The organism is Paenibacillus sp. GM1FR, from assembly GCF_002803315.1.
In the GTDB taxonomy this organism is placed as follows: Bacteria; Bacillota; Bacilli; order Paenibacillales; family Paenibacillaceae; genus Paenibacillus; species Paenibacillus amylolyticus.
The window spans coordinates 1-21,679 of sequence record NZ_MKZL01000015.1 but is presented as its reverse complement, the minus strand read 5'-3'; the positions used below and the strand labels follow the sequence as shown (position 1 = coordinate 21,679).

18 protein-coding genes and 1 pseudogene are annotated in these 21,679 nt (G+C 43.1%); 7 read left to right on the top strand and 12 right to left on the bottom strand.

Going from position 1 to position 21,679, the window contains the following annotated elements:
* Positions 1-248: 248 nt before the first annotated feature.
* Positions 249-1,028 carry a helix-turn-helix transcriptional regulator gene (locus PAEAM_RS13285; protein ID WP_100527854.1) on the bottom strand — a complete coding sequence of 260 codons (780 nt, stop codon included), beginning with the start codon at positions 1,026-1,028 and terminating at the stop codon, positions 249-251.
* Between the two features lie 206 nt (positions 1,029-1,234).
* On the opposite strand from PAEAM_RS13285, the gene PAEAM_RS13280 reads away from it, so the two are divergent.
* Positions 1,235-1,864, top strand: a complete 630-nt coding sequence (locus PAEAM_RS13280) for a GNAT family N-acetyltransferase (protein ID WP_100527853.1) — start codon at positions 1,235-1,237, stop codon at positions 1,862-1,864.
* Here the strand turns inward: PAEAM_RS13280 and PAEAM_RS13275 are convergent.
* The 3 genes and pseudogenes from PAEAM_RS13275 to PAEAM_RS13265 form a co-directional block, all read right to left on the bottom strand.
* Positions 1,856-2,062: pseudogene (locus PAEAM_RS13275) on the bottom strand (thioredoxin family protein); the annotation flags it as partial. The gene PAEAM_RS13280 and the pseudogene PAEAM_RS13275 sit on opposite strands and share 9 nt — an antisense overlap.
* 168 nt (positions 2,063-2,230) lie before the next feature.
* A complete protein-coding gene (locus tag PAEAM_RS13270; protein ID WP_100527851.1) occupies positions 2,231-2,758 on the bottom strand; it encodes a VOC family protein in 528 nt (175 codons plus the stop codon).
* 85 nt (positions 2,759-2,843) lie between these two features.
* On the bottom strand, positions 2,844-3,806 hold the full coding sequence (locus PAEAM_RS13265) for a helix-turn-helix transcriptional regulator (RefSeq protein WP_100527850.1): 963 nt from the start codon (positions 3,804-3,806) through the stop codon (positions 2,844-2,846).
* A 130-nt stretch (positions 3,807-3,936) separates the two neighbouring features.
* On the opposite strand from PAEAM_RS13265, the gene PAEAM_RS13260 reads away from it, so the two are divergent.
* Positions 3,937-5,061 (top strand): GerAB/ArcD/ProY family transporter, encoded by a 1,125-nt coding sequence (locus PAEAM_RS13260; protein WP_100527849.1) that lies wholly within the window; start codon positions 3,937-3,939, stop codon positions 5,059-5,061.
* 84 nt (positions 5,062-5,145) lie between these two features.
* Here PAEAM_RS13260 and PAEAM_RS13255 read toward each other — a convergent pair whose 3' ends face one another.
* The gene (locus PAEAM_RS13255; protein ID WP_076253096.1) at positions 5,146-6,414 is read right to left on the bottom strand and encodes a cytosine deaminase; all 1,269 of its coding nucleotides are present in this window, start codon (positions 6,412-6,414) and stop codon (positions 5,146-5,148) included.
* A complete protein-coding gene (gene codB / locus PAEAM_RS13250; RefSeq protein ID WP_100527848.1) occupies positions 6,383-7,660 on the bottom strand; it encodes a cytosine permease in 1,278 nt (425 codons plus the stop codon). Before codB ends, PAEAM_RS13255 begins: the two co-directional genes overlap by 32 nt.
* Positions 7,661-8,159: 499 nt before the next feature.
* Between codB and PAEAM_RS13245 the strand changes: the two genes are divergently transcribed.
* On the top strand, positions 8,160-9,113 hold the full coding sequence (locus tag PAEAM_RS13245) for an ABC transporter substrate-binding protein (RefSeq protein WP_340030358.1): 954 nt from the start codon (positions 8,160-8,162) through the stop codon (positions 9,111-9,113).
* A 171-nt stretch (positions 9,114-9,284) separates the two neighbouring features.
* Positions 9,285-11,003 carry an AraC family transcriptional regulator gene (locus tag PAEAM_RS13240; protein ID WP_100527847.1) on the top strand — a complete coding sequence of 573 codons (1,719 nt, stop codon included), beginning with the start codon at positions 9,285-9,287 and terminating at the stop codon, positions 11,001-11,003.
* 42 nt (positions 11,004-11,045) lie between these two features.
* On the opposite strand, the gene PAEAM_RS13235 is transcribed toward PAEAM_RS13240, so the two are convergent.
* The 3 genes from PAEAM_RS13235 to PAEAM_RS13225 form a co-directional block, all read right to left on the bottom strand.
* On the bottom strand, positions 11,046-11,414 hold the full coding sequence (locus PAEAM_RS13235; protein WP_165789911.1) for a hypothetical protein: 369 nt from the start codon (positions 11,412-11,414) through the stop codon (positions 11,046-11,048).
* A gap of 307 nt (positions 11,415-11,721) precedes the next feature.
* Positions 11,722-12,753 (bottom strand): ketopantoate reductase family protein, encoded by a 1,032-nt coding sequence (locus PAEAM_RS13230; protein ID WP_100527845.1) that lies wholly within the window; start codon positions 12,751-12,753, stop codon positions 11,722-11,724.
* A 14-nt stretch (positions 12,754-12,767) separates the two neighbouring features.
* Positions 12,768-13,514 (bottom strand): acetoacetate decarboxylase, encoded by a 747-nt coding sequence (locus PAEAM_RS13225; RefSeq protein ID WP_100527844.1) that lies wholly within the window; start codon positions 13,512-13,514, stop codon positions 12,768-12,770.
* A gap of 383 nt (positions 13,515-13,897) precedes the next feature.
* Between PAEAM_RS13225 and PAEAM_RS13220 the strand changes: the two genes are divergently transcribed.
* Positions 13,898-14,785: a LysR family transcriptional regulator gene (locus PAEAM_RS13220; RefSeq protein WP_100527843.1), complete on the top strand. Its 888-nt coding sequence runs from the start codon at positions 13,898-13,900 to the stop codon at positions 14,783-14,785.
* 87 nt (positions 14,786-14,872) lie between these two features.
* On the opposite strand, the gene PAEAM_RS13215 is transcribed toward PAEAM_RS13220, so the two are convergent.
* Complete coding sequence (locus PAEAM_RS13215; RefSeq protein ID WP_100527842.1) at positions 14,873-16,279, bottom strand: family 4 glycosyl hydrolase; 1,407 nt, start codon at positions 16,277-16,279, stop codon at positions 14,873-14,875.
* 197 nt (positions 16,280-16,476) lie between these two features.
* Here PAEAM_RS13215 and PAEAM_RS13210 point away from each other — a divergent pair, with 197 nt between their 5' ends.
* Positions 16,477-17,307 carry an AraC family transcriptional regulator gene (locus PAEAM_RS13210; protein ID WP_243391348.1) on the top strand — a complete coding sequence of 277 codons (831 nt, stop codon included), beginning with the start codon at positions 16,477-16,479 and terminating at the stop codon, positions 17,305-17,307.
* 98 nt (positions 17,308-17,405) lie between these two features.
* Here the strand turns inward: PAEAM_RS13210 and PAEAM_RS13205 are convergent, their stop codons facing one another.
* Together PAEAM_RS13205 and PAEAM_RS13200 are read right to left on the bottom strand one after the other, a co-directional pair.
* On the bottom strand, positions 17,406-18,530 hold the full coding sequence (locus PAEAM_RS13205) for a phosphotransferase enzyme family protein (protein ID WP_243391347.1): 1,125 nt from the start codon (positions 18,528-18,530) through the stop codon (positions 17,406-17,408).
* Between the two features lie 131 nt (positions 18,531-18,661).
* A complete protein-coding gene (locus PAEAM_RS13200; RefSeq protein WP_100527840.1) occupies positions 18,662-19,579 on the bottom strand; it encodes an ArsR/SmtB family transcription factor in 918 nt (305 codons plus the stop codon).
* Between the two features lie 223 nt (positions 19,580-19,802).
* On the opposite strand from PAEAM_RS13200, the gene arfA reads away from it, so the two are divergent.
* On the top strand, positions 19,803-21,296 hold the full coding sequence (gene arfA / locus PAEAM_RS13195; protein WP_165789913.1) for an arabinosylfuranosidase ArfA: 1,494 nt from the start codon (positions 19,803-19,805) through the stop codon (positions 21,294-21,296).
* Positions 21,297-21,679: the final 383 nt, after the last annotated feature.

The window sequence follows — 21,679 nt, the reverse complement described above, 5'->3', positions numbered from 1 at the left end:
TTAGATAATCATATCCAAAGCAGCAAAGCTTCGCAACTTTTTTATCAACATTATGAGTGTGGTTATTCTCTTGTACCTTCGTATTATTGAAGTTCAATTCTCCATCCCTTCATATATTCTGCGCCATAAGTGAGGGTATAGTTTTGAAGTAGTTCTTGTATGGTGGTTATCTGTTCTAGAATAGCGTTACTACTAGTCCTGACGATAAATACAGGCAAGATATCGTTTTCCCTGAATTGGTTGAGCAGTCATGTCAAAACTTGAAAATCGTCACGGTTTACATTATCCAAAGTTTCTTCAAATCGAAAAAAAATGTTGTTGGGGCTTACGTTATTTTCCTGAAGGATCTTCTTGAGATACGCATGTGAATCGCCTTTTACTAATTCAGATAGCTTGATCAAATATGGAGAAGTTGAATTTTGTTCATCATGTCCAAATATATCGATGTGAATCCATTTATTTAGTTCGCTGTTTATCGTCTCAGGAATTTCAAATAATCTACGATGTCTTGCAAAAACTAATGCTGGATCGATGATTTCCCTACAGTGATCTTTCATCTCCTGTTTCTTTTTATGTTGTTCACGAAATGCTTTCGGTCCTTCCGAGAAAATCTTATTAAATCGTTGATAAAAATATCTGGGTGAAGAAAAACCACTCTCAATTGATATTTCTATCAGACTTCGATCTGTAGTCAATAATTGTTTGATTGCATGCTCAATGCGCAAGTAATGAAGCAAGTTTTGCAGCGTATCTCCTATTAATAACTTGAATTGTGATGATAAATAATCCAAATTTAAATATTCCTCTGTGTGCTTGGCGATCTCATTCAAAGATGCCTTGTTAATAAACCCCCTATTATTGAATAAGTAATCATATATTCTTCCTATTCGTTGTAGCTTGGTTGGGTTCCCTTCGAACATTCTTTTCGCATCAAAATTCATAATAAGCAGGTCCAATAACTGTTCGACTGTATTCTTTAACGTTAAAAATGGCATCTCACTCTTAGTTACAATTGGAGTTATTAACATGCATATGGCCTCAATGATTCCTTCTGCTCGTTCTAAACCTAGATATGCTCCAGGGCTAAATTCATGCGCAAACCAGACATAGGATAAATCAGGGTAATATTCCTTTGCAAATGCAGCATCGATATTTATTTGGAGGACGACATTGTTTTCATCGGTCTGCCATAGACGGTGAACTTGATTGATAATGAAGGATTGGGGAGATATGAATGAACCAAATTCAAATCACACAGCAGCTTAATGCACAACAACAAGAACAAGTTGCTCATTTATTTTACGAAGCTTTTCCATTGAAAGTAACACATCTTTGGTTTTATGCGAAAATGAAAAAACAAGCAGTAACACTATTAGCTCAGTCTATTCAATTTGAACAGGGCATTTACGCATTAAGAAATGAAGAAGTAGTTGGATTTCTCGGTTACAATATAGGAAAAAAAGCGTTCACACCTGCCAATTATGCAGCTTTTCGGAACGTGTACTCCCCAGTGGTAGCGACTTGGCGATTTTTATTTTATGCGTTTTATTTGAAATTTCATTTGTATCACGAACATGTATTGCATATTGACCCTATTGCCGTATCTGAAGAAGCACGTGGTCATGGCATAGGTAAATTGCTATTAAGTAAGTTGGAGCAAGTCGCAAGAAATAAGCAAATTACTATAATCAATCTAGAGGTCGTCGATACGAATCCTTCAGCACAAAAATTATATGAGCGGTTCGGTTATATGCTAAAAAAAGAACTGAAATCGGGCCCGTTTACTGCCAAGGCAGGCTTCAAAAAAGTGATATTTATGCAAAAATGCTTATCGAGCACCCATTCATCAATAAAATCAGAATAAAGGAGGCCAAACGGATCTTGTGTCCACGTTAATAACAGCAACCATTTCTTTTAAACGCTCTGATGACAACATACCGATTTCTTGCTCGACAGGCTTACCATCTTTGAATAAAATGGTTGCAGGAATGCTCATAATCTGAAAACGTGACGGGATTTCCACACTGTCATCCAAGTTAACTTTAACAATAACAACTTTAACATCTTCCGTGTTTTCCTTAGCTTAAACATGTTCCCTCCTTTCATTAGTGTGATGGAAACATGGGGAATAGATTATAAGAAGCTCAATGAGGATACTTCGACCGATACAGACGAATAGGATTACGGACAGTAGAAAACGAGCGCATCCATGTTTAGGATGCGCTCTGAACTAGCTGTTCATGGAGACGCTTTTGGCCCATTCAGCGACTCTTCGACTACTTTCTTCTTCCGATAAATCTTCAATCCGAGTCAGAATAGACCACCGTACGCCAAAAGGGTCTAGTATACTTCCGAATCGATCACCAGACGCAAAGTTAATAATTTCTTCTCTTACTTTCGCCCCTCTGGATACGGCGGTTGCAATGGTTTCATCCACATTAATGACATAAATCCCTAAAGAATAACATGCATGATCTTGATCTGGGGGCAAAGCCAATTGATATGCCGGGTTTGCAGCCCCCAGCTGTAAAAAACCATTTCCAAAATCTAATTCGGCATGAACAATAATCTTATTACGATTTCCATCTGGATGCTCAGTGATATCTTTCACCCTTGCATTGAAAACAACTTTGTAGAACTCTATTGCTTCAGAAGGGTCTTTCACTGTTATAAATGGGGTAATCGATGTAACGCCGTTAGGTGTACCCTTGTTTGTATATTTTCCTGATACTGCCTTGTGTTTTGTCTGTTCACTCATATGTTTACTCCGCCTTCCTTTTCAGTAATCCGAGATTGTCAACATTATAAAACAACTTCACTGACATCTACTGTCAGTGAAGTTGTTAAAGTTGATAGTATTCCATTAACTCGGATACAACAGCAACAAGTCTGTCCTTCACACGCTGTGGTTCGATGACTTGAATGGATTTCCCATAGGAGAGGAGAAAATAGGGGACGTATGTATCAATTGATTTTTCATCAAATAAAAAGATGGCTTGATTAGAAGTCCGCTCTTTCAGATAATGTCCCATAAACCAATGCAGCCCCAAGTCATCCAATGCCTCTGATCGGCCTTTGATAACCAAGGAAATTAACCCCTCTTTCCCTCCTACATCAGGTAATAAATTTTGCAGGAAAAATTCACGAGCTGAAAAAGATTCCGAACGCTTAAAGCGGAGCGGAGTAAGCTTGATTTGCAGAATACGATCTGCCCGAAAACTGCGGAATTCATTCCTCAAGTGGCAAAACGCAATGGTATACCATTTATTATTCCAGTAAACCATTCCATATGGGTCTATTACTCTATTCTTGGGTTGTTCCTCACGGCTTCTGCGATAATCAATTTCGACAGAGCAATCATTAGCCACGGCTTGCTCCAATTCCGCCAAGATCGTCTGAACGGATGGATCTCCCATGCGATTGATAACGTTAAACCCGTCTAAATGACGGCGAAGTGTGTTTTCCTGATCCTGATTTGTATACATTTTCAATTTGGATGTGGCATTGTCCAATGCCTCACTTAAAGGGTATCCAGCTTCTTTTGCAAACACAGCAGCTTGGAGAAGTGCCTTTTTTTCATCAATATCAAATAACAAAGGTGCCTTGATATGCTGATTCAGCAAGCTATACCCGCCGTTGTGACCCGTATCGGAAATGATCGGTACTCCACTGGCACATAATGCATCAATATATCGATATACGGTTCTTATATTGATTTCTAACTTTTCGGACATCTGTTTTGCAGTTACTTTGGTGCCTGAATTCAGCATCCATAGAATGGCTAACATATTATCGTTCTTTGGCATAACCTGCATCCTCATCTTCAGTTCATTATTGGATATCTCTACATTATATCAGTACAGCATATTTTACATAAAACAACTTCGTTGGGCGATACTACCTAGAAATATATTCTCCGGTTTGGAGCGAAGGCCAATGAACAAATCCACAACTAATATTAATACCTCCGAGGTCATTATTGTAGTTATCAATTCAATACTCGGAGCTGGAATTCTAACACTCCCTCGCACAATTAGTAAAGCAGTAGGGACACCAGATGTATGGATTTCTGTCATTTTATCAGGATTAATTGTAACCACAATCAGCATCCTCCTTGTAACCTTGTGTCGTAGATTCCCCGGTAAAACGGTATTCGAATTTATACCCGAAATCACAGGTCAGTGGATTGCTTATCTATTGGGACTTTTAATTATCGTGTATTTTGTTGTTCTTTGTTCATTCGAAGTTAGAGTCATGGCCGAAATTACAAGTATGTACATCCTTGAGCGCACGCCTACTTGGGTCACCATTATGGTCAGTTTGTGGATTGGTATTTATATGTTAACGGGTGGTCTTAAGGTCATCATCCGGGTCTTTTCAATCGTGTTGCCCGTTACGCTTGTGTTGTTAGCCCTGGTTTTCCTTTTAAGCAGCAAGATGTTTGAAATTAATAACCTCAGACCACTCCTGGGCGATGGATTCATGCCTGTGTTGAAAGGTCTTAAACCTTCGTGTCTCTCCTATTCTGGATATGAAGTTTTACTCATCATCACAGCTTACATGGTAGACGTGAAAGCAAGCAATAAAGCTGCTATATACAGCATACTTAGTTGTACGATCATCTATTTGGTCACGATTGTTACCGTTGTAGGAAACTTATCTTTGCCAGGAATTCAAACACGAATGTGGCCAACGTTCGACATGGTTCGAAGTTTTGAAATTGAGGGGTTTCTTTTTGAGCGTTATGAATCGCTGTTCATTGTGTTTTGGCTGATGCAGATCTTTGCAACCTATGCTTTTAAACACTATTTTGCAGCAATCGGGATCCGAGATTTGTTTCGTCTCAAAAATATTACGAGCATACAATTCGCGATGTTGCCAGTCTTGTACGTAATTGCTTACTTGCCTAAAAACTTGGAGGAAACGTTAGCTTTGGGTGATTTTCTTGGCAATATGTCCATTTTTTTATTTGGCTTGTTACCACTGCTACTGTTGATCATTAGTTTTGTTCGTAAAAAAGGCGGGAAGCAGGCTTCTAGTGAAGCACTTAAGACAAGCTGAATGTTTGGTTCTTATTGTATGTAGACAGTAAAAAAAGAAAAAAGCCGCTAAAATAGCGACTTTAATGGGAGTATATTTTCTTCATTATTTATTAAAAGTAACCTTTTCTGTACCGCCTTCAAAAATGATGGATGTGTCCCGCGGCTTCGATTCCGCAATTTTACGGCCGCCTCTGTAGGAATAAAGTACGCCGGCTTGTTTGCGAACAGCCTCATATTCGTTCTCTGCTTCAAGTACGATGAAGTTAGCAGGTTTACCTTCTTCAATACCGTATACATCCTCAATGTGTAACGTTCTTGCGCTGTTTTTCGTAATGAGGTCGATCGAATTCACGATCTGGTCGTAACCAAGCAACTGCGAAGCATGAATCCCCATGTGCAGTACTTGCAGCATGTTGCCTGTACCGAGCGGATACCACGGATCGAAGATGTCATCGTGACCAAAGCACACATTTAGACCTGCTTCCTGCAACTCTTTGACACGCGTCAGCCCTCTTCTTTTTGGATACGTGTCGAAGCGTCCTTGCAGGTGAATGTTAACCAGCGGATTGGAGACAAAGTTCAGATCAGCCATCTTCAGCAAACGGAACAATTTGTACGTATAAGCGTCATTATATGACCCCATCGCTGTTGTGTGGCTTGCCGTTGTGCGTGAACCCAGTCCACGTTCGTAAGCTTCCTTGGCAACGACTTCAACAAAACGGGATTGCTCGTCATCGATTTCATCACAATGGATATCGATCAGACGGTCGTATTTTTCGGCCAGATCAAAGGCAACTTTCATTGAATCAACGCCGTATTCCCGTGTGAATTCGAAGTGTGGAATGCCGCCGACCACGTCAACGCCCATTTTCAGTGACTCTTCCAGCAATTCTGCCCCGTTTGGATAAGAGTGAATGCCTTCTTGTGGGAAAGCAACAAGCTGAATGTCCATATATGGAGCCATTTCTTCTTTGACTTCAAGCATCGCTTTAACTGCGATCAAGCTTGGATCGGTAACGTCCACATGAGTCCGTACATGCTGGATACCCTGTGCCAATTGCCACTTGAGTGCCGTTTTGGAACGTGTTTTAACATCCTCATGTGTTAAGAAAGCCTTGCGCTCTGACCAGCGTTGGATGCCTTCGAACAGCGTTCCGCTTAGATTCCATTCCGGCTCGCCTGCGGTGAGCGTTGTATCGAGATGAATATGCGGCTCAATAAACGGTGGCAGCACAAGCGATCCGTTAACATCCAGGATCTCTTCATTCTCGGTCACTTCCAGCGATTGTGTAATTCGTTCAAACTTTCCGTCTTTCACAACGATATTCCATAGTCCTTCTTTACCCCGCAATTTTGCGTTCTGTATAATCATTTATTTTCCCCATTTCTTTAGATTCTTTCGCAGGAACAATCAGCATCAAGACGATATAGGCCACTGCTGTACCAAGCAGTGCGTTCAATGGTGTTACGCCAGGAGCCAGTTGGGCAAATGCCACGCCGATCGCCCAAGCCACCATCGCTACCCAGTTTACATTTTTGAATGACATGTCGGCAAATGGCTTATAGTTTCTACGTTTCACAATGAAGTAATCTGCGATAATAATAGCCCCGATCGATGGTACCGCCGCGCCCAGTACGTTCAGAAAACTGACGAAGTTGTTGTACATCCACATGGCGAATACGGTACCCACGATACCGTTTACGACGACGAAGAATTTCTTTGAGATTTTGGTGATGTTCGCAAAACCAAGACCCGAAGCGTACAGTGCATTATCGTTGGTTGTCCAGATATTCAAGCCTAGAACGATGATTGCCGGGATGATCAATCCTTGCAGGAACATGACCTCCGAGATATCGGCCAAATTATAGGCCATTGCACCAACTGCACCAAACAGAAACATGAGTGAGTTACCCAGGAAGAATGCAATCACTGTTGCGGTAACTGCCTGTTTCGATGTTCGGGAAAACCGGGCAAAATCGGGTGTCAGCGTTCCGCCGCTTATGAATGATCCGATACAGATCGTTAATGCTGCCGCCGCGGTAAGCGACTGAGTCGGCGTGTAATCAAGCAACCCTTGCAGACCACCCAGCGAACCTGCACCTTCGAACATGGAGTAACCACCGAGAATGGCAATCGCAGGAACTGCGATATATCCAAGAATAACGAGTGACTTCATGCCGAAAATGGCTGATGCTGTCATGGCAAGTCCGAACACGATAATCAACAGGTACACGTTCCAATCCATGGCTTTGGCGACTGGAATCGCGAACATGGCTACGCCTACTCCGAACCATCCGACTTGTGTGAAGCCTAGCAGGAATGAAGGCAGATACGACCCTTTTGCGCCGAACGCATATTTAGCGAGCAGATGTGTGGACAGGCCCGTTTTGGCGGCGATATGTGCCAGTGCCCCTGTGTAGATACCGAGTACCAGATTGCCTGCAAGCACGATGCCAATAAACTCCATGAACGTCAAGCTTACGCCCAACGTGCCTCCTGCCAGCATGCTTGCTGAGAAAAATGTGAAACCGAGCATGACGGATAACGTCTTCCAAAAGTGGTTTCTTTGCGATTTCGGCACAGCTTGCCATGAAAACTCTTGATCTTGTTTGCTCATCAGAATACCCCCAACGTAAAGTGTATCTGATACCAAAAAAAGCAGAAAAAAGAGGCTACTCGTCAAGTTATACACTGACAAGTAGCCTCTTTTTGCATCATAATCCGCGCGAAGACACAGAGCATCCCATGTCGAGATAAGCCCTGATTCTCGCGTGATTATGAAATCCGCTGCCCTTGCCAGCCTCTCTGGACTGAATTAAAGGTACCAGTATTCAATTACATACTATTATTTTGGAAAAACCTGCAGTTGTCAATGTCATTATTATCCAAAGGTTATTAATTCCTTATACAGCAAGCTGTTTTTGATCACGCATACTCCGATGACAACACACCTGCGGATTGAAAACAAAGCAACGAACAAATAGATGCACGCATTGACATTTGTACAAATAAATTCACTGCGTTTTTTTCATTGTAAGCCGCTGAAAAGGCACCTATAATTACGTTGTAATTGATAATGGTTATCAATGAGAAAAAAGAGAACTCAGGGGGAAACAATGATGAACAGTACAATTAAGAAACACCTATTCATATGGGGAGCATGCTTCCTTCTTCTATCCGTCCTTGCAGCATGCAGCCGTTCGGAAAGCGCCCCTTCACAAGAAGCTGTGAAGATCAACGAACAAACGACAAAAAGCTATACAACCCAAACAGGCGAAGTGATTGAAATACCCACTCAGCCGCAACGGGTGATCTATCTTGGTTCAACACTTGGAGATCTCCTGGCCATGGATATTTCCGTCGTTGGAGCCAATCTGATTCATGCTTCCGAAAGCTATATTGTAGACCGATTAGAAGGTATTGATGATGTCGGAAATCCTGGTGATTTGGAGGCAATAACAGCCTTGCAGCCTGACTTGATTTTGAATGGTTATAACCAAGATGCTGACCGAAACACCGCTTTTTCGAAGATTGCGCCTACCATTCCGTTCAACTCGGCGTTACCATTTACGGAACGCGTACGCGAACTTGGCAACATTTTTGGCAAACAGGATGAGGCAGAGCAATGGATCAGCAGATTTGATACAAAAGCGGAAGCGATGTGGGACAAGCTGAATGTGGCAGAGGGCGAGACAGCGACCATCTTCTTGCAGTTGGGTAAACAGCTCTATGTGATGGGCAATCGTTCATTGGGTGTAGTCTTGTATCAAGAGCACGGATTTGCAATTCCACCAGCAATTCAGCAAAACATTATCGACAAGGAGCTAACATTCGTCGAACTTTCGGAAGAACTAATGCCGGACTATGCAGGAGATCATCTCTTTGTCCTAACGCTGGATAATGACGAAAGTCGAGCTGAATCTGATCGGTTGTTACAGAGCACACTATGGAAAACATTGCCGGCCGTTCAGCAAGGACACGTTTACAAAGCATCAGCCGATTGGAATACCGACAACCTACTGGCACTGGAGCAATTGCTTGATGAACTACCGAAATGGATGAATCAATAATATCGCATAGATAACGTCAAAAATCCTCCAACCTCTTTGGTTATGGAGGATTTTTGGATTCTGTAAACTTCAGCATCGTGTAATAAGGTCTGCAACGAAACATTCTCTAACGTGTAAAATGTGGTAAACTAGTAATTGAGAATTATTATCACTAGATCGGAGTGCTCCAGAATGCAAATGGCTTCCCTATACATCCAACTGCAGCAGCATGATCTGCTTCAGCTCACACCACTGCAGGAAACCAATCATCATAATCCATCAACCAAGAGCAAGGCTGCCAATGAATATACATTGCTTATTGCTCTGGATCATGGAATTCGGCTGTTAACAAACAACATCTCCCAAGATCTGAGCCAAGGCAGTTGTATTCTGCTCCCTACTCAGCAATCCTACATTCTCAAAACGATAAAAGAGCAAGCGCATGTAGCCCGGTTGACCTTTCTTTCTTTTCAAGTGGATCAGTTGACTCTGCTTCCGGCTTGCCCTCCTCTTATTCTGGGATTTCCTTACAGGCTGTCTCTTTCTACTATAAAACTTGCGTTGGCAAGTGAAGACTGGATTTCTCCGCTGCCTTTGCAATCCAACAAGCAAAATCGGTTGCAGGAGAAGAAATTTACGCCTACGCATCATTCAAAATCAGCAGTTACTCAGGCCCGGCTGCAACTGATACTTAGCCTGATGGCTCAGCTAGAAAGCGCTGCTCCGCCAGTGCAAAATGATCAAGCGGTACAGCGTACACTCAGCTATATGGAGCAGCACTACAACGAAGATCTGACCGTAGAGCTTTTGGCGGAAATGGCCGGCATGGTTCGATGGCAATATAGCAAATTGTTTAAAGTGATTACTGGCAAGAAGCCGACGGACTACCTAACAGAGCTTAGGGTCCAACACGCTAAAAGACTACTGTCCAGTTCTACCGAGACCTTACGTGAAATATCCCGACAAGTCGGTTTTAAGGATGAGTATTATTTCAGTCGACGCTTTCATCAGCTCACAGGACACCCTCCCCGGGAATACGCCAATATACTAAGACGTACCAGGCAAAGAACGATCACCGATTCCCTCGGCAGGCAGATTTCCCTCCCTGATGTGGCTATACGAATCGTGGCCACAGGTACCAATACCCTTGGTGAGTTGCTTGCTATCGGTATCCGTCCAGTCGGTGCGGGTATAACTACAATGAAATCACAAGTCATATATCGAAACAAACTGCATCACATCCCGGATATTGGCCTGCAAGGAGCACCGGAACAAGTCTCCCTACTGAAGCCTGATCTTATCCTGCTAGGCAACTATAGTGAGCAGCAGTTACCTCGATTGGATGCTATTGCCCCTACCATCGTTTATCGCGAACCAACCAGCACTTTTGAGCGTCTTCGTTATATTGCGGATCTTTTTGGTCGAAGCAGAACGGCTGAACAGTGGATCGACCGCTATGAGGAGAGTGTCAGGAGGATACGGCGACAATTGGCGGATGATTATATTGTAGGAGAACGAGCAACTGTCTATCTGGTGCTGGGCAAGAACATATATGTTATGGGACAGACGGGATTTGCCGCTACCGTGTATGAATCACTTGGCTTTCGACCCACTGTATCCGTAAATCAACTGATCATTAATGGCAGACCTTGGATACAAATTGATCACAATAAAATCACACAATACGGTGGAGACCGAAACTTCGTGATGGTACCTCAGGAGGAGATGAATGTAAATATACCTTCTCCGCTCCAAAGTTTGGTTGGCATGTTGTTACCCAGTAAAGTACATATAGTAGAAGCTGGCTGGAACTACGATGATCCCCTTACCCGTGAGAGGTTATTGACGATTCTACCCTCTATTTTTGCTAAGGATGGACTCACACCTCTGCTAGTAAATGAAAAAAAATAAACCGTGAAGCACGGTTTATTTTTTCAAAACATTTTCACCATCTTACGATATGTGTCCAACAACCTCTGGTAATACTCTTTCGTATTCCTTATACAAGACATAACGATTAACACCTCTGGAAGAGTTAAGTGCTTCATGCGCGTGCTGAATAGCGGTATCGCGGTTTTCTGCTTTGATTTCAATACCCGCGAGCAATGTTGATCGCATCCACTGTTTTTTAATGGATTGAAGTCTTTCACGCGCATCTTCACTTTTCCCGTCTTCCAAGAGTAGAATGGTTTCGTAATATGTACGGTAGTCCGATAAGCCGATATGAGGTACAGCTTGCCGAATGGCAAACATATCCTTGCGATATAATCCGTAAGCTGCCTTGAACTGTGCTTGTGTTGTTCTTCGCTTATATTTCTGCATAATCTGCTCCATAACTAGTTCTACCTCATCATCAAGTCTGTTTGCAAGAACATAAATAATGTATGTCCCATACAACCAAATAAAACCCGAATTCCCACCAAGAGTACCTCATAATGAATCTCCTTCTAATAGAAAAATAACCAGCAAGTCTATATTATATCAAATTTAATTCCCCTTTTTGTATAATCTTAGGAAACAAAAATCACGAAGAATATTCTATCTGTCGCAAAATCAAGCCTGACTAGATTTACTGATACAACAAAAAAGCCGCTATATTAGCGACTTTCAGTTGAAATAATTGAATTTATTATTGTGCACTTAATAGTTTTTCAAAAGCTTTTATGTTCGTGTCAAAATCAGGAACGGTTTGAGTTTCTTCAGCAGATTTGACCAGTTTTACAACTAAATCATTATAAGGTGTCGCAATTCCCGTACCTTCTGCCCTGCTTGAAACAACTCCGTTAATGTAATCAATCTCCGTTTTGCGGTTTTTCTCCAGATCTTGAAGCATGCTTGCTTTGAGCAGTCTGGAGGGCTCCATCACGTAACGTAATGTTTTCACCCGTTCAGGGATATCTTCTTTGCTGTTCAGTTCGAGTGAAGCGATGTCGAATCCATTCATTTTAACCAAGGTAACCCCATTGGCGCGAGCAACTTTAATCGTCTCGTCCGCAATATGAGCTGCACTCACAATGCCGGCTTCATGATCAATAATGTCTCCGTATTCCCCATTCAATGCAGCGGACAAACCACTGAATGCATTGTTGATCAGCAATTTGGACCATTTGGTTCCAACCAGGTTATCGGAAATATGAGTTCCACCCACAAGGTCCAACACCGATTTCACACGTTGAATTCGTTCGGTGATTTCACCATTTAATTCGCCAATCTGAAAAGCATACTGCTTAAATTGAGTGTACTCGGTAGTCAGACTTGATACACCTGGTTCAATGAACGTAGCGCCGAATTCAACGGAGCCTGCAATAACACGTTTTTCACCCACGATGGACGCCACTTTTTCTTCCGGAATCCCGTTCTGCAAGGAACACACCATACTGTCTTCATTCAAGAATGGAATTAATTCCTGAAGGATGGAATCGTTGTAGAGTTGTTTGGTTAAAAGTAACACGAGGTCATATTGTCCTGATTTCTGATCAGGAGTAATGGCTTTTACTTTGGCCTGAAACTCTGTGGTACCCGTCACTTTAGCACCGGTCTGATTTAAAGCATCTACATGTTCTTGATATGCATCAATTAACTCAACGTCCAGTCCACCATCCGCAAGGTATGCACCTACGATGGTTCCCAAAGATCCCGCGCCTACAATTGCAATTCTCATTTTATTTTTCCTCCTTATTTTTCTTCCAGGTAGCTATATACAGGTTGTGCAGCGTTTAAGGTTAGGTTGGTAAGGATATGAGAAGCTGACACCACTTCCAACACAGGCAGATCTGCAAGAGGTGCCAACGCATGTTCGAACAGTTGAAGTCGGGCAGGTCCTGTCCAAGCTTCCTTCACTTCGATGTCCGTAATTTGAGTACGGATCAGATCACATATTCTTAAATTCCCGGTATAGTCGGTAGCAATCTTAATCATAAAATTAGGTCGGCATATTTCACGTTTGGCGAACTCTTTATCCATCTCCACATGTTTATATCCCATCGTTGCCGTGGCTACACGCAGCGTTCCATAATCTAGTGTGCCGACAAGTGTATCTGAATCGGTATACAGCTTGGGCGCACCCAGCTTTTTCGGATAGGCGGTGAGCTCTCGACCACTCGCAATCGCGGGGAAATTGTCTACGTACATCGAATGCACATAATCGCCTTCCTCCCCATTGAATTGTACAGGGATAACTTGTCCAGCTTCTGTATATGCACCCAGTCCAGAAACATCTGGCATCCACATCACTTCGAATTTAACCAGTGGTTCAGTAATTTCGAGAGGTTCTGGTACGGCTGCCCGCAACGCTTTTTCATCGGTCCGGTAAATAATATTCAAATATTCACGATTCACGAATTTGTACGGTGGCATTGGATATGCCGGAGCTGTTAGGGGTGTATTCAGATTTTTAGCTATGTTATTCACATCGATTTTCATCAAAGACACCTACCTTATGTTTTGGTTCTATATAAGTTGAACTAAAGATTATTTACACTGACACTACGATGACAGAACAACCTTCCAATCGCTGTTATCCCCAGATTTTTCGATTCCCTTTTCTAAAGGTGAAAATCCGTTGATAGCTTATGCTTCCGATGCAGCTTTCTTTCAGAAAGCTTGTAGGCGAACGCTTCGCTTTTTCAGGTTTTTTCTGTCCTCTCCGTTATTGTGTAAATGAGTAGTTCAACTTATATAGTCATTTTTGTTATTTAAAATTTGATCTGTATCTCATAAAAAAATTCTACATCAATATTTAAATTTAATATAATACATAATAAGTACTATATATATTTATCAGAATAAATAAGGAGTGCGAATGAATGGAATTGCTTCAGCTCAAATACTTTCAAACCGTTGCCTATACTGAACATATCTCCAAAGCAGCTGCACAATTGAATATTGCTCAACCTTCCCTAAGCTTAACGATTAAAAGACTTGAGGATGAACTGGGTACCCCCTTATTCCACAGGAGAGGAAGAAACATTCAATTGAATTCCTCAGGTGAGATTTTATTGAAGCATGTAAACCGGATTTTTATTGAAATTGAAAATGCAGAGATGGAGATTAAAGCGGAGGAACAGCAAATATCCAATACGATCAGGATCTCGATTACGAATACTCGGTTCCTCACAGGTCTCATTAGTGACTATATCAACGGTTCCCCCGAAACTAAGCTTCATCAGGGTATTGGGACACGCAGTGAAATTATTACAGGTTTGAAGAAAGGCGACATGCATCTGGGCATTACGGGACATCCGATTCAGGATGAGGAGATTGAGAGTGTTGTTCTTGTTGAGGAGGACATTGTTCTGGTTGTACCCACGAATCATGCATACGGCGGAGAGACAAGCGTCTCACTAAGTGTTGTTGCAAACGAGCCCTTTATTTCCCTTGCCGATAATAAGGAGTACAGCCGATTTACCACCATGCTCTGTGAAAAAGCAGGTTTTCTGCCCAATCATGCATTTGAGGTCGATTCTCATACCCTGCTTGAAATTATCAGGCTTAATCAGGGTGTTGCATTACTTCCGATCTCCGTGTGTAGAGCACTGGGGTTACGTTATGTAAAAATTGCTGATGATTCAGCGAGATATCCAATTAGCCTCTCCTGGGTCAAACAAAAATGGTTATCTCCTGCTGTAAGAGAATTCCGTGATTTTATTACTTCGTACTATGAAGACCATGCTGGCTTGTTTAAAGTGGAGTAGGATTTCTTGATACATGACAAACGATAAAAACAAAGACCACGTTAGTCCCATGGAAGGGACCGACGTGGTCTTTGTTCGTTATCGTTCTTAGCTATACTGCAGTCTATCCTTATACCAAACATCCGGAATCATCTTACGCTCCAGTTCCAACAATTCATGGATGATCTTGTCCGCGTCACTGATGGAATTCACGAGCGGGTCGGTGAGCATCGCCCTTCTCAGCTTCTCGTAGCTCTGTTCCAGAACAGCTTCAACCGTAAGCTCATGCGTATCCAGTACAAGTTCTTGCATCCCTCTTATCCCACGCGGCATCTCGCCTACATGGAGTGGTTTCGCCCCATCCATATCTACATCGCACAGTAGTTCCAGGAATGAATCGTTATTCATATTGGTTACCGCGCCTTGATTGAGCGTATTGATGAAGAATTTTTTGCCCAAGTTCCCTACCATATTCTCAATGATGTCGGTCGCATGATCTGGTCCGAAGGTGCTCATATAATCGGCAATCGGGATGTTCCCTGCAAGAAAGTCATCCACCTGCTGCCACATCTCATCGTGACGCTGATATCTGTCCTCTGTCTCCCAGATCGATAATGGGGGAATCGTGTCCGCAGTTTTGCCAAGACCTTGCCAATACCGAACGTATTCCTTTGTATGCGCCGTACAAGTGGGAATGATTCCGAAAATATCATACAGTTCATAGGTAATCGCATCGTTAAAAAGAGCTTTTGCGCCGCGATCACCGCCGTTGTTCTCCTCACCTGCCAGCTTGCGCATGGCTTCTGCGATCGTGGGCATCACATTTATTCCTTCATACTCGGCTCTGAGCAGCCAAGTGAAATGATTGACACCTGCGATACGAAAATCGAATTTCTGGTCTATTCCTGCGGTAAACTGGCTTGTATTTTTGATGATTCCGGCTCGTACGGCATAATAGGCTTTCTTATGCGGCATATGATGACTATCGCACAGCGCAAACGATTTAAGCTTCGGAGCATATCGATGTAATGCGATGCCATGAACGGTAGACGGGTTAATATAATTGATCACCCACGCATCTGGACACAGCTCCTCTATGTCTTTGGCGCACTCCATGATCACCGGTAGTTCCCGCATCGCGCGAAAGATTCCACCAGGGCCAATTGTATCGCCGGAACACATACGAATTCCATACTTTAGAGAAACCTGGCAGTCAATGCCCCGATATTTCACCGATTCTTCCGCAAAGCTGAGCACAACGAAGTCGGCTCCCGGTAGTACCTGTCTTCGGTCCACTGAACCCTCAATCTTTAGGGATGCGTTGTTCTCCTTGGCGACCATTTCCGCTAATTTCACCATTTTCGAGAGCCGTTCCTCGTCCGTATCCACCAAAGCCAGCGTTCCCTGATTCAAATATGGGGAGTGTACCATCTGCCAGATGGACTGCCGACCAAAAAACAGGCTGCCCGCCCCAATAACAACTACCTTTGGATGCTGAGTACTTGTAGCATTCATTAATAACCCCTCCTTTTAACGATATAAGTTCATTATAGGTGAGTGGGCTGGAATCGGAATGTGTGATAGTTTTCAAAACATGTCATATCGTACGATAGTTAACAAGAGATAAATCCTTTGTTATGATAGTCAAAAATGAAGGATGTCATAAAGTAGAGAGGAATGAGTTGGATTAGATGCATACAGGAACTGTAAATATGAGTATACTCGACGAACTTTCGGAGTATATCACACTTCGCATGAGCTCTTATTTGGAACAAACACACGACAGTAATTGGACGGAGTACAAGTCTCATTCCGATTATGATCTGTGGTTCATTACAGCTGGCTCCGTGCTAATTACCATCGATGGAATCGAGCATATGGCGAACCCGGGCGACGTCGTGTTTTTTTATCCGGATATGCCCTACACGGCTTCCACGACCGGAGAGTTGTGCCGATTCGTATACATGCACTTTGATTTCAGCATCGCTGAGCAGAAGCGGATTCTCGGCGAGTTTCAGCTCCAGGGCATCGTACTTGGCAATCTAATTCATGAGGAATCAACACTGTTCACCTCGTCCTATCGAAGATTCAAGCAGAGTAGCGGCGCTTCCGCCAGTCCACTTTATTTGAAAGCCTCTCTACTTCTCGTCATCGCCAAAATTTTGGAATTACATAGGCAAGGGCTGTATCAGGGTGAGTTTCTGAAAGACCGAAAACCGAGGAAGATCGAAGGAAGTCTGGAAGTTCTGCAGAATGTCTTCCCATACGTGGATGCAAATCTGCATCGTGCCATCCGAGTTAACGAACTTGCAGATATTGCTGGCGTCTCTGAGAAATATTTTATTTCTTTGTTCAAAAAAATTCTCGGTATTACACCGGGGCAGTATATCAATCAGATCAAAATGAACCGGGCCAGAGACTATCTGTACGAGAAAAAATATACGATCCAGCAAATTGCCGGATTTCTGGGTTATCCCGATCCCTTTACGTTCTCCAAAGCATTCAAAAAATTCTACAACGTGCCCCCTTCCAAATTTGAATAACATACCGCAGACAAACAAAGAGGCAACCGGTCGATCCGGCTGCCTCCCCACTTGATGAATCCTTGGTTATTCAGGGTTTAGTTTACGTACAGGTCCCTTCAGCGTCCCTCATACTCAAAAGGAGCTTCAGTGGAATACATCTCATGGAAAAATCCTTTATACGGTATATCCTCTTCCAGACATTTAATGAGATACAGCAGTTCTTCGTTAGCTTCCGGTTCTTCGCCAGCACGCTGCATTTCCTCAAATTGACCTAGAATATTCTCCAAGAGAGTGACTTGAATAAATAAAGGCAGCTTCTCCAGCATCGAATCTTCGATCTTGGTTTCGGAAGTATATCCAGCGAGAGCGGTTTGGAAATAGTCATCCATGAACTGTTTGCGTTTATCCTCATTCGGCTCAAATTGAATCCAGCCGACGCCATGTGTCCATAGATCTGCCAGATCATACATATACCAACCGAAGCATGAATTATCAAAATCATACACGGTGATCTGACCGGTATCAAAATCAATCGAGTAATTCCCGTCATTATAATCAAAATGGATCATGCCGAATGTCTCTTGGTTTGTATCCAAACCTTGTAAGATATTCAGAAGCTCAACCATCTTCTCCTTAAGCAGAGGGAATGATTCAGGTACCAGATTATCGATATATTCACCGCTGTAATTGTCAATCAAATGATGCCGGCGATGGACGGGAGTGTACCCTTTCGATAGTTGATGCATCCTGCCCAGAACTTTACCGCTATTATAATAGTATTCGCTAAGTGGAATGCCTTCCCGGTACTGATAATGGTTCTCTACCAGCAACTTCCCTGTGGCCTTCACAAACATACAGATAAAGAACGTATGCTCACCATAAGTGACCTCTTCTAACAGATCGCCCTTTTTCGAGCTGACTACATTCGAGACACTTGCACCGTGCTCAAATAAATACCGGACATACTCCAGTTCGGCAATGTAATCTTCACGCTTTCTGTCAGGCAAAAAAGACACTCGGAGAATTAGCGATTCACGTCCATCTTGCTCACAGGTGTAAACGACATTCCGTCCACCCTCATGAGGCGGAATAAGCTGAATGTTGTAACCCTCCAGGTCAAACAACTCGGATACCAATGCCAATACATGCGTATTGCTGATGTTAACAGCTTCGTTAAAATTGATAATAATCTCCTCCAGTAAACATTGTTTGGACGGTTTCCCGCACTGCAATGTCCACAAAAGGAATCTCTGTAACGCAAATATCCTTCTGTGAACCTAAAGCAAAATCACCTTGTTAGACATTTAAAAACGCTCCTTTTTGTTCAGATGGTTACATCTTATCCTAATATTCCACATTTTACTAGCCAAATTTATAACTCAGCAGCCTCGTAATAGTACCGTATCAAAATGTCCTGATCGTAGTTGCCAAACCCTTTCCCGAACAACGTAAGTCCACCTCGACCGGGCACCCCTTCTTCCGGTCTTAATCCAAACGTCCAGTAAGTGGATGAATCCAGCTCCAGATCATGGATACGCACATCTGAGATGCGCTGGCTATCCATAAACGTCCCTTCTCCGTTAATACGTAGCACCTTCAGTACACCATACTGGTTGACGTCCAATTTCCACCATAACGGTGTATGTTTGCCCTTCCGATCTCCAAAATCCCCTGGGCTTGTCCAGGTTCCGAGGTGATGACCATTAAGGGAAAAACGGATGTCGGAAGGCCAGTTTTCATTAACTTGGGGTGCTTCCGAACTGAGTTCGAGTGAAATTTCAATTTCCTGGAGACGCTGTTCTGTATTCAGATAATTGGGAATCTTATATTCCAGAAAACCTCGTGCCAACCAAAGAATACCTGCATTGACCCGATCCGGGTCCATGAAGCAGGCCGGGGTATCATAATGCCCAATCATCTGCGTTGTTGTTGCAATGCCACAGGTGGGCCAGGCTTCGTAATCCGTATACTGACCAACCGGAATAGAGACTTCATGATAAGGAGCATCAACTGGTTCAGGGGAGAGATTGATAGTCATAAATTCTTGCAGAATAAAGCAGTATTTATACGTTCCACCGTTCTCACGCTTCATGCGGCTGCCTACGATGCCCGCTTTCTGCAATTTGCTCACATGTGTACTAACGATGGCTTTGCTCAGATACAGCTCTTTGGCAAGCGCATTGATATGCATCTCCCTGTTTTGCAATAATAAGCGAACGATATTTAAACGGGCCTCGCTGGCGAGCGCCTCATATATGATCAAGGATGTGGCATCCGTGCCAAGCATCATGAACTTCACTTCCCTATCTCTATAGAATCCATAATTATTGATTTAGAATTCGTTATTTAGCGAACCCTGCGAAATAAACTTGCTCAGCATAATAGCATTATGATACACATTAGATAACAAATCAATGAGTTGATTTTGCTTTTATGCGAACTCATCTTGAAATAAAGTTTATTACACACCTAAAATTAATTCTATGGAGGTTTTCCCATTGCTTACATCCAAAATGCTTATCGATAAAGACTTTCAGATTGCGGAAGTAGATCCGCGTGTCTATGGTTCATTTATAGAACATCTGGGACGGGCCGTATACGGCGGCATATATGATCCAGGTCATCCCACCGCAGATGCTCAAGGTTTCCGTCAGGACGCTATTGAAGCGATCAAGGCTTTGAATGTACCCATCGTTCGTTATCCGGGCGGCAATTTCGTATCCGGTTACAATTGGGAGGACGGCGTTGGTCCGGTAGCGGAGCGTAAACGCAGACTTGAACTCGCTTGGTGGACGATTGAAACAAATGCGGTAGGAACAAACGAATTTGCAGATTGGGCCAAACTGGTTGGAACCGAAGTCATGATGGCTGTAAATCTGGGTACTCGCGGCATTGATGCGGCCAGAAACCTGATCGAATACTGCAACCACCCATCTGGCACATACTGGAGTGATCTGCGTATCTCTCACGGTTACAAGGACCCGCATAAATTCAAAACCTGGTGTCTAGGCAACGAAATGGACGGCCCTTGGCAGATTGGTGCAATGACTGCATATGAATATGGCCGTATTGCCAATGAGACCGCTAAAGCGATGAAATGGGTAGACCCGGAAATTGAGCTTGTGGCTTGCGGAAGTTCCAGCCGTGACATGAGTACATTTGCAGATTGGGAAGCAACCGTGCTTGATCTCACCTATGAAAATGTGGACTACTTGTCCCTGCATCAGTACTACAACAACAATAAAGACAACACGTATGACTTCCTGGCGACATCGCTTGATCTGGATCAATTTATTGATAGTGTGGCTTCGATCTGTGATTTTGTACAAGCCAAGAAACGCAGCAAAAAGAAATTAATGCTGTCTCTGGATGAATGGAATGTCTGGAAATCCATCGGCACAAGCCGTATGGAAGAACGGTGGCAGATTGCGCCTCCAGAGTTTGAAGATGTGTATACACATGAAGATGCACTAGCTGTGGGCTGTTATCTGATTACCATACTCAAGCACGCCGACCGTGTAAAAATGGCTTGCCTTGCTCAGTTGATTAACACCATTGCACCAATCATGACGGAAAATAACGGAGCAATCTGGTTCCAGACGACGTATTTCCCGTTCATGCACGCATCCAACTTCGGTCGTGGTACGGTGTTGCGATCCATCACAACTTCACCTAAATATGATTCCAAAGACTTTACAGATGTGCCTTATCTCGAAGCGATCAGTGTGCATGATGAAGAGAACGGCACGATCACAATCTTTGCGGTGAACAGACATCTGGATGAGAAGTTGGAACTGAATGTGGATCTGCGTTCCTTCGGCGAAACCACATTTGTGGAGCATATCGTATTGGAGAACAACGACTTGAAAGCCACCAATACCAAAGAAAACCCACGTAACGTTGTTCCTCACAACGGCGGATATACAACGGTTGACCAAGGTAAAGTGCAAGCAGTCTTGAACAAAGCATCATGGAACGTGATTCGCCTCAAAACCAAACAGGCTTAATAAGAGCGGGATAGAGTTTTCTCCTACTCTGCAACATCAGCATTGTTTTTCGCACCGCGTGTAGCTCCCTGCGCGCGGTGCTTTTTGCTGTATGATGGCAAACGGCCCAACTACATAGTTCCAAAGTTAGAAGTGTGGCGCGTATTTGAAACCTCATTTTTTATTCCTCGCAACGAACGAATTTAACGAACACAGGGAGTCTTATTTAACCCGTTTCGGGCGAATTTTAATTCTAACGAACACAGGAGAAGCTATGTGGACCTATGTCAAAAAAGTAGACACTACGCTGCGGATTTGTCCGTAAATTTCATCGCAAAACGAGCAGGGGAAAGATACCCTAGCGCGCCATGCATTCGCTTGCGGTTGTAATAGAACTCAATGTA